The following is a 16,408-nucleotide window of genomic DNA, read 5'->3' on the forward strand; positions in this document are numbered from 1 at the left end:
AAAAACATACTAACGAACTTCCTATGAAAGTTACAATTAAAGACTTCGACGACATCGCTGTCGTCGAAGTAGAAGGCAACATTGATAGTAAAACGGCGCCGGAATTTGAACGCAACACCAAAGTTGCAACAGATAAATCAAGCATAATCGCGATTGATCTGACAGCGGTTGAATTTATGTCCAGCGCTGGTCTGCGGGTACTTCTGATGCTTTACAGAAACGTAAAAGCGAAAAACGGAAAAGTGGTTTTAGTAGGTGTTTCCGAAGAAATTCAGGATGTGATGTCGATGACCGGGTTTATCAACTTTTTCAAAATCGTTGAAAAACAGGATGAGGCACTTTCCTTTTTAAAACAGGATTAGGCCATGGCGACAGACATACGCATAGACTATTATCCAACCCACGAACAGGAAGGAATAAAATTCAGGAGAGGTCACGTGCTTCCGTTTGGAGCTACGATGGTTCCAAATGGTATCAATTTCAGTATTTATTCCAGTGAAGCGATTGATTGTACGCTGGTTTTATTTGAAAGAGGAGAATCTGCACCATTTGCTGAAATCCGTTTTCCTGAGGAATTCCGCACAGGAAATGTGTATTCGATGATTGTTTTTGATCTGGATTATGAAAGACTGGAATACGGTTACCGTATGGACGGTCCTTTCAATCCTGAAAAAGGACATCGGTTCGACAAAAACATTATCCTGAGTGATCCTTATGCAAAAGCCATTGGCGGACGAGATACCTGGCTGGCAAAACCTAACTGGGATGATATTTATCCTTACCGTTCGCGTCTTGTTTTTGAAGATTTCGACTGGGAGAATGATCACCCGCTGGAAACGCCGATTGAAGATCTTGTGATCTACGAAATGCACGTAAGAGGTTTTACGCAGCACCCGTCTTCGGAAGTTAAAAACCCGGGCACATTCGCAGCCATCCGCAGTAAAATTGCATATCTGAAAGAACTGGGTATCAACTGTGTTGAGCTCATGCCGATCTATGAATTTGATGAATGGGAAAACAGTAAGGAAAATCCGGTAACAGGCGGTTTGATCGTCAATTTTTGGGGTTACAGTACTGTGAATTTCTTTTCTCCAAAAGCAGGTTATGCCGCTACCGGAAAGTTTGGAATGCAGGTTGATGAGTTGAAAACGCTGATCAAGGAATTGCATAAAAACGGTATTGAAGTAATGCTGGACGTGGTATTTAATCATACTGCCGAAGGTGATCACCGCGGACATACCATTTCTTTCCGTGGCATTGACAACAAAACCTATTACATGCTGACGCCGGAAGGTTATTATTTCAACTTTTCCGGAACAGGAAATACATTGAATTGTAACAATCCGGTTGTAAGAAATATGGTACTCGATTGTCTGCGTTACTGGGCTGCCGATTACCACATTGATGGCTTCCGTTTTGACCTTGCAGCTATTCTTGGTCGTGATCAGAATGGTGCGCCGCTTAGCAATCCGCCGCTTTTGGAATCACTGGCACATGATCCTATTCTGGCCAAATGTAAACTGGTCGCTGAGGCCTGGGATGCAGGCGGACTTTATCAGGTTGGATCGTTTCCTGCCTATGGCCGTTGGGCTGAATGGAATGGAAAATACCGCGACGGAATCCGTAAATTCCTGAAAGGTGATGACGGATTGGTTGGCAAAATGGCGCAGCTCGTTCAGGGTTCTCCTGATCTTTACTACTACCGCGGACCAACAGCCAGTATTAACTTTATTGCCTGTCATGATGGTTTTACTTTGTACGATCTTTTCGCTTACAATGAAAAACACAACATCGCCAACGGCGAAAATAATAATGACGGCGGAAACGATAATGATTCCTGGAATCACGGTGTAGAAGGCGAAACCGAAGATGTAGGTATCAATCAGCTTCGTCACCGCCAGATCAAAAATGCACTTTCCATTCTGATGGTTAGTCAGGGTGTGCCGATGATTCTTTCAGGAGATGAAATGGGTGTAACAAAATTTGGTAATAACAATACCTATTGCCACGATAACGAACTGAACTGGACGGATTGGGGATTGCTAAAAAAGAACGCGGATATTTACAATTTTGCCCGTCACATTTTGCGGTTCAGAAGGGCGCATCCGGTGCTAAGAAGTGCCACCCATTTCCAGCACAGGGATTATGTTGGCAGCGGATTTCCGGATATCAGTTTCCACGGAACACAAGCCTGGAAACCGGATTATTCTGATTCGAGCAAATGCCTTGCGTTTATGCTGGATGGTGCGCATGCGAAAAACGGCAGTATTAAAGATGATATGATCTACGTCGCGATGAACACGTATTGGGATGCTCTTTATTACGAGTTGCCTGTACTTTCTGCGGGTAGAAACTGGTATCTGGCAGTCAATACAAGCATGCCGTCAGGTGAGGATATTTTCGAAATTGGAAAAGAACCAATCCTGAGCGAACAAGGCAGATTCCTGGTTGGCGGCAGATCGACAGTAATTCTTGTAGGCAAATGAAATAGCTTTTAGGCAGTAGCAATTAGCGGTTAGTTGAGTGGTCAGGAAATTATGATTACCCAAAACTGACCGCCGATTGCCGAAAGCCGACAGCCAAAATAACTTTTTGACCAAAACTAAAAAATAAAAATACTCATGGCTTTCAAAATAGATTCTGTTGTAGCTGAACCGGTAGCAACGTTAACACTGGTAGGAGAGCTTGACTCACTGTCAGCCCGGGTTTTTCAAACGGAAATTGAAAAACTTTCAACCAAATCGATATCAACATTGGTATTGGACATGGAAAAGCTTGATTTTATGTCATCGGCCGGCCTTCGGGTACTTATTTTTTCTAAACAAAAAATAGGTGTCGGCCTTAGCATTTATATCGTAAAACCACAAGAATTAATCGTTGACACGCTTGAAAAAACGGGTCTGCACCATAGCGTAACAATTGTTGATCAATATCCTGTATAGATCTCATGGGCATGGAAACCAGAAGTTTTCCGGGTAATGTCGATTCTCTGGATCCCTTGCGGGACTACATAGGAGCGCTTGCGCAACAGGCAGGATTATCCAAAAAATCTACCTATAATCTTAAAGTGGCAATCGACGAAATTGCCACCAATATCATCTTGTATGGTTACGAAAGTGAGAAGATTGACGGGACTTACCGGTTGCTGAGCGAAGTCACGGAAAACGAGTTGATCGTCATTCTGGAAGACGATGCCAAGCCATTTAATCCACTGGAAAATGAATTGCCCGGAGCGCTTGATCTTTCTCTTCCGCTGGAAGAAAGAGAAATAGGCGGGTTGGGTATTTTTCTGACTGTCAATGGGGTAGATGATTTTTCTTACGATTTCTCGACAGGAAAAAATCGGAATAAATTTATAATGAAAAAAGCGTAAAAGTAAATAACAATATGGTCGATATTACCACGCTGTCCAATCCTTTTCCCGGGCTAAGAAGCTATGAATATGAAGACCATGCTTTATTTTTTGGCAGGGATAGTCATATCAAAGAGCTGCGTCAAAAGCTCCTTGGTAGCGGTTTTCTCGCATTGATTGGTTCTTCGGGTAGTGGCAAATCCTCGCTGATTAAGGCGGGGCTGATTCCGTCTTTGGAAAAATCCATTGAGGAAAATGAAGCATGGACGGTAGTGGTGTTCAAGCCAGGAGCTCATCCTGTCCGCAACCTTGTTGGCGCTTTACACGCTCAGCTCAGAAAAATGGCTATTACCGATTTTTCGGAAGATTTTTCTGAAACAGAGCTTCCGCTCAATGCCGCCGAAGAAGTGATTTTAAAGCTTGTTTCCGCTTTGGGCGGAAACAAGCTTTTACTGGTTATCGATCAATTTGAAGAAGTATTCCGGTATGAAATGGCCGTTGGCGGAGACCGGGAAATAAGAGCGGAAGCCTCGGTTTTTATTGAAATAATTCTAACACTGATCAACCCGGATCATGCCCTTGCTTATGCTGCAATTACAATGCGTTCTGATTATCTGGACCATTGTACAGATTTTAAGGGATTAACCGAGGCAATAAATCTTGGTTACTATTTGCTTCCGAAAATGACGCGGAAGGAAGTGAAAGAGGTGATCGTTAAACCTATTGAAACATCCGGAGCGACAATTTCACCGGAACTGGTTGAAACATTACTTTCAGAAATTGACAACAATCCGGATTCGCTACCGATTCTGCAGCATGCGCTGCTAAGAACCTGGAATAAGTGGAATGCCACGCAGCCCGTTTCAGTTCCGATTTCCACCACTGAATATGAGGCAATTGGCACAATGAAAAATTCCATTACAGTGCATGCTGAGGAAATCTATAACCAAAAACTTGACGACAGAAGGAAAAACGCAGCAGAAAAATTATTCAAGACATTGATCGTGCTGGGTGCAAATGATGCGCCTACACTTCGTCCTACACCACTAAAAGATATTGTAAAAATTACGGGAGTTCCTGAGTATCAATTAACTGACGTTATCGATGCTTTTCGGGAAAGAGGCGTTTCTTTTTTATCCCCGCATCAGGGAATATTTCTGAGTCCGGACACAATTATTGACCTGACTGCTGAGAGAATTCTGAACTTATGGAAACGTTTGAGTCGCTGGATTGACGAGGAACTGGAATCGGCCAAGCTTTACAAACAATTAAGTACAACGGCACTTCTTTATAATGACGGAAAAGCAGGATTATGGGTCAATCCCGAATTGCAGCTTGGATTAAAATGGCAAAAAGAAAATAAACCAACGGCTGAGTGGGCAAAAAGATACGATCCGTACTTTGAAAGAGCGATTAACTATCTGGAATACAGCAGGAAAGAATTCGAATTTGCAGTTAAAAGCCAGGAAGATAAACAAAGAAAAGCGCTGACTCAAAGCCGTTATCTGGCCATTATGGGTATCGGTTTGGCCATTGTGGCAACTGTTGCTGTGCTTTATCTTACTTATTTACAGGCAGAAACGAAGCAAGCTTTAAAGGAATCCGACATAAAAGAACAGGTGGCTCAAACGGAGCGGAAACGTGCAGAAGAACAATCCAAAGAAGCTGTTGTTCAAAGTAAGATTGCAGAGCAGCAGCAGGAAATAGCTGAACAGCAGCGTCTTTTAACTGATGAACAAAAACAGATTGCATTTCAGCAAAGGGAAATAGCGGTCAAAAAAGAGAAGGAAGCTGTACAGGCAAAACTTTCCGCAAATCAGAGTGAGAATGTGGCAAAGCAGGCTTTGGCAGAAACCCAGGAGCAGAAAAGGATTGTAGAAAACGAAAAACTGGAAGTTTTAAAACAAAAGGTAAAGGTGGATACGCTTGTTTTGGTTGCAAACAGGCAGCGTGTAAAAGCAGATGCGGCGACAGAAAAAGAAAAGCAGCTGAGGCTTTTGGCAGTGGCCCGTTCCATTGCGATTCAGTCGTATCAAATGCCTGAAAGTAAGGATGATATAGCAGCTCTTTTGGCTTTGCAGGCTTACCGTTTTAATGATAAGGATGCGAAGGATTCACCTGATGTTTTTAATGCGCTTTCGAAACTGGCGGAGTCCAAAATGGTTTTGAGAAGACATACGGATATTGTCCGCTCAATTTCCATTAATGCCGATCATACCAAACTTGCATCAGCAAGTGAAGACGGTACGGTTAAAATCTGGTCGCTCGCGAATATGTCGCAAAAGCCTGAAAGTTTCCCGATACCCAAGGGGGTAAATAAGGATTTGAGGTCTGTATTATTTTCTGCGGACGGAAAAAATGTTTTTGCAGGAAGTAGTGACGGACGTCTGTTTAGCTGGAACGATGGTATTGCAACCGCTCCGCCAAAAGTTATTCGCGCCCAAAATGCACCTATCAATACTTTGCTGCACGACGGAGCGAAGCTTATTTCGATTAGCTCTGAGGGAAATATCCGTTCCTGGAAAGTGAATGGAAATTCACTGGATTCGATTCAAAATGTCCGTACCCGTCACCCATTATTATGCGCAGCCATCAGTCCGGATGGGGAGGTTCTGATGTGCGGTTCAACAGGAGGTAAAATCCTGGCTTTTGATCTGAGTGATTTGAAAAAAAATCCTGTTGTGTACAACGGTCTGGAATTTGGCAATCAGGTTTCCTCACTGGCTTTTAGTCCGGATGGAAAAAGACTTATTACCAGCAACAATTACGGTTCGCTCTATGCCTGGAATCTTAAAAACAATGCAATCAATGGTAGAGGAAATTCTATTACCGGGAGACATACTTCGGCTGTAAACAGTATCATTTTTTCACCAAACGGAAAAAAAATGGCCAGTTGCAGTTATGACGGCTCTATTCATATCTGGAACTACAAAGATATTCTGTTGCAGCAGCAGCCTGTGGTCATCAGAGATAATGATAACTGGGTAATGGATCTGTGTTTCACGGCTGATAGTAACAAATTGATTTCCTGCGGTGCAGACAAATCTGTGAGGGTTTGGGACATCAATACGGATCAGCTGTATGCCAAGGTGCTGTCTATGGTAAAGCGAAATTTTACTACCGACGAATGGAATACCTATATCGGAAAAGACATTGATTATCAGAAAACAATCAGGGAGTAATCTCTAATCAGCGTGGTTATGAAATTGAATATTTACATTTTAATTCTTCTGGTGCTTTGCATATCCGGGCAGTTTTTGCCGGTATATGGACAGGATATTTGTGGGGAGTTCAAAATAGCCGAAGCGCAGAAAAAATATAGCAACGGGAATTTTCAGGAAGTTTTTGGCTTGCTGGATCCTTGTCTGAAAGAAGGATTTACTGATCTGGAAAAGATCAATGCTTATAAAATTCTTTCTATGACATATCTGGCCATTGACTCGACTGAAAAGGCTACGGAAAATATAAAACAAATGCTGACGATGAATCCTGCTTATGAGCCGGATCTGGATTTATCCGTTTCTGTGAGATTCATTGCGATTGTCAATCAGCTGAAAAATGCGCAGGAAAGAGTTGTCCGGGTGAGTTCCGTTTCTAAAAAACTGGAAGATATCAATAAAGCGCCTGCAACCGTAATGGTTCTTACCGGAGAGGAAATCAGGCAGCGTGGTTATATTGATCTGGAAGCTTTATTCAGCGATTTGCCAGGTTTTGATGTGTCAAGAACCTATGGATCAACCTATTCCAATATTTATCAGCGAGGTTATCGTTCCAGTAATACGGAAAGAACGCTGTTTATGATCAACGGTATTGAGGAAAACGATTTCTGGGGAAATTTTGTGTACTGGAACCGACAGTTTCCGATTTCAAATGTAAGCAGGATAGAAATAGTTTACGGTCCTGCATCCACCATGTATGGCGCCAACGCCTTTCTGGGAGTGGTCAATGTGATCACAAAACAGCCGGGTGATTTTATCAAAAAAGACAAAAAAGTGGGTGTTTCAGCGGATATGGGTTATGGGGCCTACAAAACAAAATTTGCTGATGTAACCGCGGCAGCAAAGTTTAAAAATGTTGTTTTCTCTCTTACTTCGAGAGGATATTATTCCAATGAGCAGAACTTATCAAAATACAATGAGTACAATTTCAATCCGGCGGATTACGACAAGATCGATTACAAAAAAATAATGAGCGTCACCACCGGCGCGGCTGCTTTTGTTACTGCAAACAAGATCCAGGATGGAAATCCTTATTATACCGTTGCCAGGGATATTAACGGAAATGTTACCGCGGCAAATCTCACAGATCTTGGAGCAAATGCAGCCAGAAACTTCGATAAAGCAGCTTTGCAGGGAAATTTAAATGGTAGTCCGATTGGCTACTCCAACAAATTGGAGCACTTTTATATCAAAGGAAGTCTGAAGGTCAGTGATTTTACACTGGGTTTTCAAAACTGGCAAAACATACAGGGCTCGCTAACGTATTCCAACGACAATTCCCGGGCAGGTTCTGCTAACGGCAATATCTGGGAGCCGCGGCAATCCCTGTATTATGCAATTTATGAGAAAGAGATTATCAAGGATAAACTTGTAATAATCAATACGTCCCAATACCGTACCACGCAGATCAATGACCATTCCAGAATTGTTACGATCCGTAATTATTCCAATAAAGCATTGACAGGCGCGAGTCTGCTGAAAAACACTGCACCATTCTGGCGCACCCAGTTTTATTACCAGCAATCACAGCAATACCGGAACGAATTGAAAATGCTTTATAACCCTAATTCCAGACTCGATATTGTCGGTGGGTTGGAAGTTCGTCAAAGTGTAATTCAGGGTGATTATAAAAAAATAACGATTGATTCCACACTGCGGGATGATTATTATGTAAGCGCAGAAGATCTTGGAAAAAGTGATTTTGATAATGTTTTGGGTGGAAATTTGTTTGGACAAATCAACATCGGAGCATATGCGCAGGGAACTTACGAAGTGAATAAATCTTTGCGTTTGACCCTGGGAGAGCGTTTTGATTACAGTCGTATACGCAGAAGCGGCGGTTATGGAGCACAGTTTAATCCGCGCGTTGCCGTTGTTTATACGCCCGGGAAATTTGTGATAAAAGCCATTTATGCAAGATCGTTCCAGGACGCTTCAAGCCGCGACCGATACTCAACTTCCGCACCTACCAGATTAATCGCCAACCCAAATCTAAAACCCGAAGGAGCCAATAACTATGAGATCTCTTTCAATTTCAGTCCCGTAAAAAATGCCAGACTGGACGTGAGTGTTTATCACGCCATTTACAAAGACATCATTGAAGAAATTTCAGTGCCGTATAATAACGGCTACACGCTGCAAAAAAATAATACAGGGAAATCTTATGTGACTGGTGTTCAGGCTGTTTTTGATTATAAGATTTCCAGAAATTTCAGTTTGTACAGTAATTATACTTTTACAGATGCCAAAAAAGATTCTATCGCCGGAGGTATTGTTACGGACGCCATTACCAATAAAAAACTGATCGTAGGTGATATTGCCCGCAATCATTTCAACGCCGGAATCAATGGCGTTTTCCTGAATAACGACAGGCTGAATGTTAACCTGCGATTTAATTATGTTTCGAGAAGAAGAGTTGGACAGGGCACTTCTGTTCCTGCAAATCCACAGCCAAACGGCTTCTTTCCGTCTTTTAGCCTGATCAATACTGCGATTACTTACAAACTGACAACGGCAATTCAGACTCAACTAATTGTAAATAATGTCCTGAACGCCCAGTATTCCGATCCGGGAATCCGAAGCGCTAATGGCATAGAACAGGCTTACCGAACTCCTCAAAAGGGCATCAATTCAATGCTCCGCGTTATTCTCAATTTTTAACAAAATGTCAACCCGACTTCTATGAAAAATTCCTATGATGAAAGAGTGATCCGTTATGAAAGCGTTACCAATTTCAGCGATGATATGTTTGATGATCTCGTAGCGATCATTGATCCGCAGGATGGTGACTTGATACTGGATTGTGGTGCCGGATATGCGCCTGTAACACAGGCAATTATTGGTAGAGAGCCTATGCTTGACATTGATTATTACATTTTGGAATTCAGTGTTGTCCAGCTTCAGAGAGCACAGATAGAAGTTTCTGAACTTCTGGATTCTATCGGCCAGATGAGATCGGTTTCTTATCAGCAAAACAGCGCCGCTTCGATGGATTATCCGGATAATTTTTTCGATAAAGTAGTAACCAAAATGGTACTGCATGAACTGCCGGCAGGTGAACAGGTCAAAATGATCAGCGAAATTTTCAGGATTCTAAAACCTGGCGGAAAACTGATTTTATGGCAAACAATTCTGGACGATTCGACGGTACATTTTTACCGAAATATGTTCCGTAAAAAAGACAGTCTGGCAGGATATGATTCACTGGTAGAAAATAGAAACTTTATCACACAGGAAGCATTTTACTATCTGCTTGAAAACGCCCGTTTCGAAAAATATGAACTGGCCAAAGCTTTCACATATAATTTCAACAGTAAATATCGCCTGTATTCCGAGTTGCAGGGAGACATGGAAAAATTACAGGCGCTGAATACTTATCTGCTCGAAATGGTGGAATCAGAGGGTGAAGGATTTTCTGAAAAAACCCGGTTTACTTTCGAAGATGACAACGTTAGTCTGTTCTTCAAACAAGGCGTTTATCTGGCTCAGAAAGCATCTATTTAATACGTAAACAAATGATAACCAGGCAGTCGCTACATACTACATTTAATATAAAGAAAGACGAGGAACAACCAGTCTTGCTTTTACTTGGCTATTCCTTTTTTAGCGGAATATCCATTTATATATTTTATATCGTAGCCAATGCACTGTTTCTGGTAAACTACTCCAAAGCAATGCTTCCGGTAGCCTATATCGCCGGAGGTATCCTGCTTTTTTTTATTGGAAAGATCAATGTTTCCTTCCAAACTAAGGTCAATTTTACAAGGTTGTCCATTGCGCTGATCATTTTCCAGTTCATTTCAGTTGCTATTATGCTTTATTTTTATGAAACTTTTTCATGGAAAGGCATTACGCTGGTCATGTTTATCTGGAACCGGATTTCCGTTTATGTCAGCAACGTTACCTTCTGGACTTCATCGTCAAAAATTTTCAATCTTGAACAGGCAAAACGTATTTTCAGTCTCATCGCAACGGGCGATGTAGTAGCTTCTATAATCAGTTATTTCGCGGTTAATGTACTGCTAAGTGCAAAAGTTCTGCATACCGAAGAATTGCTTTATATCAGTCTGGCTGCCCTTTTGGTTTCACTTGGAATTATGACGGTGATTATAAAAAAGTATGACGATAAACTATCAACAAAACCCAGGGAAAGTGAAGTACAACCTGTAAAAGCTACTACGGTCGGCGGCGAAACCAAAGTGAGAAAGGGATGGAAACTGAGTAAAATGAAACTTCCCAAACCAGATTTCTTTTCCACCACCGCTGACGATTCTCCTACAAAAAAGAATTACAAACATCTTGTTTTTCTTTTGGGCATGGTACCGGTTTTGGGTGTTTATTTCGCGGAATTTATTTTCTCTGTTGAAGTAAAAAATCAGTTTCCGGCCAAAGATCAGCTTACTGTTTTTCTGGGACAATTTTTCTTTATTTCCGCCATCATAGAATTGCTGGTAAAAGTGTTTTTCTACCGTCTTACTATCCGGACTTTTGGTTTGATTTCCGGAATAATATTGCTTCCTGTGGCTCTGATTGTCGTTTTCGTATTTGCAATTACCATCAGCTCCTTTGACCTTTCTGTTTTCTTTTTCATTTTGTTGAGCAGATTTTTATGTATTTCGGTCAAAAAATCTTTTAGTGATACATCTTTCCAGATACTTTACCAGCCGCTTGAAAAGCAGGAAAGTATGGCTTTGCAGAATAAAATTGAAATTTATGCCAAGCCATTAGGCTACATTTCGGCGGGTGTTATTTTGTTATTGCTGGTCAGTGTAAATCTTTGTGCACCGATCTACATTATGTGCGCCTTTCTTATCATCCTGATCGGCTGGGCCTTCGCTTCTTTCCGGATGCAGACGGAATACCAGAATATGCTTTCGAGCCTTTTTACGTTACCATCGACAAATATTACCAGAACCAATCCATCGGAGCAAAGTTCAAAACCGGCGGCAGCAAATTTACAGGACGACGGAAGAATTTCCTTCGAATCAATCGTCAGCAAATCGTTATCTGAAAATCTGCCGGAGGTGTTGGAAGGCATAACATTGCTGGGCAAATCCAAAAGATTTTTGGCATACAAGAACCTCATTCCACATCTTCAAAGTACAAATTCAATCATTAAAAAAGCAGCTATTATCGCATCTGGCGAAAATGGGAATCCGGAGCTTTGGAATTATTTATTTGAAAATCTGTGCAGTAAAAAGTACTTCCGGGAAACAAGAGTTGCTCTTATAAAAACAGGCGATCGCATCATTCCGGCGCTGGATGAATATTTCAATCTTTCAAAAGAAGATGTAGATGTTCAGTTAAGCTGCATTGAGATCATTTTCACAATTGGCGGTGACAAAGCAATCCGCTCGTTGCGTCAAAAACTGAATGACCCTGTCCAGTGTGTCAAAGATAAAGTGTACGAGTCGCTGGCGGCTATGGGTTATGGAGTCAATCTGATAGAAAGATCAAATCTGGTTCCGGAGGTGCGCCTGCATATTGGATTTATCATTTGGGTTATTGCCGCGCAGCGTGATTTGTTCAGCACGCTTCCGGTTGATAGCAGTTTAGGTCCTGAACTGGTAAAAGAATACAATCGTGCGATTTTAAAACTGCTCAATATCCTGACTTTACTAACAAAAGACAACCGGTTATTTGTGGTACAAAAATCGATCAGCTCCCGAAACGAAAATACGAAAAGTTATCTTTTGGAAATCCTCAATATGGCCATACCGGCAGAGCATAAGCCGCAGGTAATCCCGCTTTTTGAAGACATATCAATCTCTGAAAAAATACTCAGGTTCAAGAATTTTTATCCTCAGCAAAGGATGTCCGTTCAGGAAAGATTGTATGACATTATCAATAAAGATTTTTCCAGACTGAACGTCGCCACAAAAATTGCGGCGATTAAACAACTGGAAGATTATCCGTCTGAGGAAACCACATTTATCCTTTGCGCAATTGCTGTTTCTTCCTCTGAAATATTATCCGAAACTGCCATGGAAATTTTGCTGGCAACAGATTTTCAGGCCTTTACAACTTTGGCTCATACCATGGTTTGGAAAAAAGATGATTTTCATTGTAAAATCGGAAACCGGTTGGAAAGCAGTGTTTTTAAATCTTTTTCAAATCCGGCTTTATGAAATACTTTTTTTACATACTCACTTTTCTGATTATTTCAGCTGGTCATTTGGTGGCGCAGAGCAATTTGCAGGAGATGCCCGCGCCATTAATAAAGCTTTATTCACCAAAAGATTATAAAGCGCACGGACAGAATTTTGCCATAGTTCAAAACAAACAGGGAGTCTTGTATTTTGGCAATTTTTCAGGCGTTCTGGAATATGACGGCGTATTTTGGAAAACGATCCCAACGAAGAATATTACAAAAGTTTCCGCACTTTATCTGGACGGTACCCAACGGGTTATGGTGGGTGCCAACGATGAGTTTGGCTATCTGGCGCCCGACAAATCAGGTTCCTATAATTTCGTTAGTATCAATGGTTCAGAAAAAGAATTTGGTGCCATAATCAATATTTTCCAAACGGCCGACGGGATCTATTTTGTAGCAAAAAATAAAATTTTTCTATGGAACGGAAAGAAGCTTAAATCCTGGAAAACCAAGGAATCAATTACTTCTGCTTTTTTAGCAAATAATATTATTTACGTGTTTAAAGCCGGCATTGGTTTGACCCGTTTTGATCATGGAAATTTCTTTCGTTTTCCATTGGCAAATGAAGCAGAGAATATTCAGGATGCAAATTCTGTCTTGTTTTTAAATGGAAAAACATTCGTTACAACAAGTCATCAGGGTATTTTTACCTTCATCAATGGGAAACTCGGGAGTCTTCAATCGCCCGCAAATGACTATTTAAGCGGAAAGGAAATTTTCAGTGGTAAAGTCATGAACGACAATACTTTGGGGATTTTTGCTTCTGGTGGAAACTTCCTCTCGATACATCCTGAAAACGGGGAAATCAACAGCCGTGTCCGAGAAAATGATCGTTTTGTCGGTGAGCGTGTGAACTACTGGATTCAGGACAGAATGGGCGGACTCTGGATGGCGTTGAATAATGGTATTGCCCAAATGGCAATCACTTCGCCAATTTCTGAATACGCGGAAAACGAGAATCTTAGGGGTCAGATCAATGATGTTTTTCGTTTTGACGGAAAGCTTTTTACCGCAACCAGCAGCGGATTGTATTATCTGGACAACGGTAAGTTTTTGTCATTTCCATCAATAAAAGTAGCAGTCTGGTCTTTGACCGGCGCGAATGGAATTTTGTATGCAGCCACGAGCAGAGGCGTTTATAGTATTTCAAAAAATAACAAGGCGACACCGCTTTCGGACGATTTCACTTTTTGTATTTATCAGTCAAAAAAGATAAAATCAAAACTTTATTTCGGGCTTGAAAATGGCCTGGCAGAACTGGATTTTTCCAAGGGTGGACGAATCAGAAATATCCCAGGAATTACCGGCCAGATTTTTAAAATGGCAGAAGATCAGGATGGTAATTTGTGGCTGGAATCACAGACAAACGGGATTTTTAAATTTGATCAGGACTCGCAAAAAGTTACAGATTATAGCTCGGGTAAAGGTTTGCCGACTCGTTTATTAAACCGGATTTCAACAGGGCCGGCTGGTCTGCTGGTCAGTAACGTTAAAGGTGTATTTCAGTATGACAAATCCATTGACCGGTTTGTCCCTTTTACTGCTTTTAATAAAGATAAATCGGCGGTCTGGAAAGGCCTGATCAGCCAGGATGCCAGGGGTGATATCTGGACAACCAACGGAGATGAAAAATTTATAACCCTCTACCAAAAGCAGTCAAACCGCAGATATAAAGAGCTGACGGTACCTTTTCTTCCGCTCGCTGACAGAACTTTTAACGTGATTTATCCGGATGCCAACAACATCGTCTGGTTTGGCGGCGCCGACGGAATGGTGCGTTTTGACAGGAACCAGAACATTTCTTACACGCTTCCATATGCTGCTTTTATTCGAAAAATTACTGCAAAAGGTGACACAGTACTTTTCAACGGGTTTAAGGAAGCCACCAAACCGGGAGAAAAAAGCACGAAGTTGAATTATAAATTTAATGATATCAGTTTCGAATTTTCGGGTGCAAGTCTGATACCGGATGACAATCTTTTGTTTCAGTATTACCTGGAAAATTTTGATAAAACATGGTCGCCATGGACTTCGAAATATTTGAAGGAATATACCAATTTACCTCCCGGGAATTATAAATTTCACGTGAAAGCTCAGAATGTTTACAACAATCAGAGTAACGAAGCTTCTTTCGATTTTACAATTCTTCCACCGCTTTATCAGCGTTGGTGGGCGATGCTGATTTATCTGGCTGCGCTTGTTGGCGGAAGTCTGATTATCAGACAAAAACGGATCGAGTTTGTAGCAAACAAAACCAGAAATCTGGAATCGATGATTAATGAGCGGACGGAGGAAGTGGTGCAGCAAAAAGAGGAACTTGAAAAACAGTCAGAAGAACTTACTGCTACCAACGATCAGCTCGAACGAATCGATGAATTTGTGAAATCGATTAATAGTGAGGTGAATACAGGGAAATTGTTTCAAATGGTATTGGATCGTCTCTGTTTATTTCAAAATGTTGACAGCGCTTCGGGGTTGATATACAATAAGTTGACCAAGAATTATCAGTTCATAGCTTTGGCTGGAAAAGTGGATATTACTTCGGTCGAAAATGTTTCGCTGACTTATGCACAGGCGGCGCATCGCTACATTGATTCGGCAACGGAAGTTTTTGAAGATATTTTTGTTAAAAATGATTTTCTATACGAAAATCTGGACAATTCAATTGATAGTCTGTTCGCGCCCAAGTCGCTGATTACCATTGTGATTCGCGTTGAATCTGAGGTGAAAAGTTTTATCACGATGGAGAATATGGAACACAGCCATGCTTTTGGTCCGCGTGATTTCAACATGGTCCGTAACCTGAAAGAACATTTGATTGGCGCATATATCAAAACCAGTATTCTTGAAAATCTTGAAAATACGCTTTCCAATCTGAAATCGACCCAACAGGAATTGATCAGACAGGAAAAACTTGCTTCAGTTGGACAGTTAACAAAAGGTATTGTAGACAGGATTTTAAATCCACTGAATTATATCAACAATTTCTCTCAATCCTCTAAATCTCTGCTGGAAGAAATTGAAGAAGTAACAGAAAAATACCAGGCTGGTTTTACCGAAGATGATCAGGATGATTTAGGCAGCGGTGTAGTAATGCTTAAAAAGAATCTCGAAAAAATTTACGAACACGGAGCCAGTACGACCCGTATTGTAAAAGACATGCAGAAACTTTTGAAAGGAAAATCAACTGAATTTCTGGTGACGGAACTGAATCCTTTTCTTGAAACAAAAGCAAAAACAGCACTTGCCGAAGTGCTCGCAGATTACAAAGGCTGCGATTTACATCTTGATTTTGATCTTTATAAAGTGCCTGTAAAAGTAAGCCTTTTGCCCTATGAATTCTCGGAGGTTTTGCAAAATCTGATCAGTAATGCTTGTTACGCGGTAATTGAGAAAAGCAAGATTGAAAAAGATTACGTTCCGGAAGTTTCGATCAAGACAACGAAAACGAGGGACGGAATCCGGATACAGTTTCGGGATAATGGAAAAGGGATTCCTCAAAAGGAAATTGAGCAGATTTTCAGTCCCTTTTTCACCACCAAACCTACTTCCAAAGGGACAGGTTTAGGTTTATATATGAGTAAGGACATTGTCGAATATCACAAAGGAGAAATGTCTATAAATTCAAAATCCGGAGAATATACAATAGTAGAAATTCTATTGCCTGTCATCAACTAAATACAA

9 protein-coding genes are annotated in these 16,408 nt (G+C 41.2%); all 9 read left to right on the forward strand.

The genetic code is table 11. The annotated features are described in order from the left end of the window. The first annotated feature begins 23 nt into the window (after positions 1 to 23). The 9 genes from IEE83_RS07750 to IEE83_RS07790 all read left to right on the forward strand — a co-directional run bounded on the left by IEE83_RS07750 (position 24) and on the right by IEE83_RS07790 (position 16,402). Positions 24 to 362 carry an STAS domain-containing protein gene (locus tag IEE83_RS07750; RefSeq protein WP_194120034.1) on the forward strand — a complete coding sequence of 113 codons (339 nt, stop codon included), beginning with the start codon at positions 24 to 26 and terminating at the stop codon, positions 360 to 362. Positions 363 to 365: 3 nt separating this feature from the next. After that, a complete protein-coding gene (gene glgX, locus IEE83_RS07755; protein ID WP_194120035.1) occupies positions 366 to 2,486 on the forward strand; it encodes a glycogen debranching protein GlgX in 2,121 nt (706 codons plus the stop codon). Positions 2,487 to 2,621: 135 nt separating this feature from the next. After that, positions 2,622 to 2,942 (forward strand): anti-sigma factor antagonist, encoded by a 321-nt coding sequence (locus IEE83_RS07760; RefSeq protein WP_194120036.1) that lies wholly within the window; start codon positions 2,622 to 2,624, stop codon positions 2,940 to 2,942. A gap of 11 nt (positions 2,943 to 2,953) precedes the next feature. After that, on the forward strand, positions 2,954 to 3,373 hold the full coding sequence (locus IEE83_RS07765) for an ATP-binding protein (protein WP_194120037.1): 420 nt from the start codon (positions 2,954 to 2,956) through the stop codon (positions 3,371 to 3,373). Between the two features lie 14 nt (positions 3,374 to 3,387). Beyond that, positions 3,388 to 6,534 (forward strand): nSTAND1 domain-containing NTPase, encoded by a 3,147-nt coding sequence (locus tag IEE83_RS07770; protein ID WP_194120038.1) that lies wholly within the window; start codon positions 3,388 to 3,390, stop codon positions 6,532 to 6,534. A gap of 18 nt (positions 6,535 to 6,552) precedes the next feature. Beyond that, positions 6,553 to 9,231, forward strand: a complete 2,679-nt coding sequence (locus IEE83_RS07775; RefSeq protein ID WP_194120039.1) for a TonB-dependent receptor plug domain-containing protein — start codon at positions 6,553 to 6,555, stop codon at positions 9,229 to 9,231. Between the two features lie 21 nt (positions 9,232 to 9,252). After that, the gene (locus tag IEE83_RS07780) at positions 9,253 to 10,074 is read left to right on the forward strand and encodes a class I SAM-dependent methyltransferase (protein ID WP_194120040.1); all 822 of its coding nucleotides are present in this window, start codon (positions 9,253 to 9,255) and stop codon (positions 10,072 to 10,074) included. 11 nt (positions 10,075 to 10,085) lie between these two features. Continuing rightward, complete coding sequence (locus IEE83_RS07785) at positions 10,086 to 12,698, forward strand: hypothetical protein (protein WP_194120041.1); 2,613 nt, start codon at positions 10,086 to 10,088, stop codon at positions 12,696 to 12,698. Further along, entirely contained in the window at positions 12,695 to 16,402 is a 3,708-nt protein-coding gene (locus IEE83_RS07790; protein ID WP_194120042.1) for a sensor histidine kinase, read from the forward strand. The genes IEE83_RS07785 and IEE83_RS07790 overlap by 4 nt, the downstream gene beginning before the upstream one ends. Positions 16,403 to 16,408 lie beyond the last annotated feature (6 nt).

Origin of the sequence: Dyadobacter subterraneus (assembly GCF_015221875.1) — a bacterium.
GTDB classification, from domain to species: domain Bacteria; phylum Bacteroidota; class Bacteroidia; order Cytophagales; family Spirosomataceae; genus Dyadobacter; species Dyadobacter subterraneus.

Excerpts from the sequence above, each read along its gene's own strand:
- IEE83_RS07765 (WP_194120037.1), top strand. The coding sequence starts at position 2,954 with ATGGAAACCAGAAGTTTTCCGGGTAATGTCGATTCTCTGGATCCCTTG.
- IEE83_RS07780 (WP_194120040.1), top strand. The coding sequence starts at position 9,253 with ATGAAAAATTCCTATGATGAAAGAGTGATCCGTTATGAAAGCGTTACC.
- glgX (WP_194120035.1), top strand. The coding sequence starts at position 366 with ATGGCGACAGACATACGCATAGACTATTATCCAACCCACGAACAGGAA.
- IEE83_RS07775 (WP_194120039.1), top strand. The coding sequence starts at position 6,553 with ATGAAATTGAATATTTACATTTTAATTCTTCTGGTGCTTTGCATATCC.
- IEE83_RS07760 (WP_194120036.1), top strand. The coding sequence starts at position 2,622 with ATGGCTTTCAAAATAGATTCTGTTGTAGCTGAACCGGTAGCAACGTTA.
- IEE83_RS07790 (WP_194120042.1), top strand. The coding sequence starts at position 12,695 with ATGAAATACTTTTTTTACATACTCACTTTTCTGATTATTTCAGCTGGT.
- IEE83_RS07750 (WP_194120034.1), top strand. The coding sequence starts at position 24 with ATGAAAGTTACAATTAAAGACTTCGACGACATCGCTGTCGTCGAAGTA.
- IEE83_RS07785 (WP_194120041.1), top strand. The coding sequence starts at position 10,086 with ATGATAACCAGGCAGTCGCTACATACTACATTTAATATAAAGAAAGAC.
- IEE83_RS07770 (WP_194120038.1), top strand. The coding sequence starts at position 3,388 with ATGGTCGATATTACCACGCTGTCCAATCCTTTTCCCGGGCTAAGAAGC.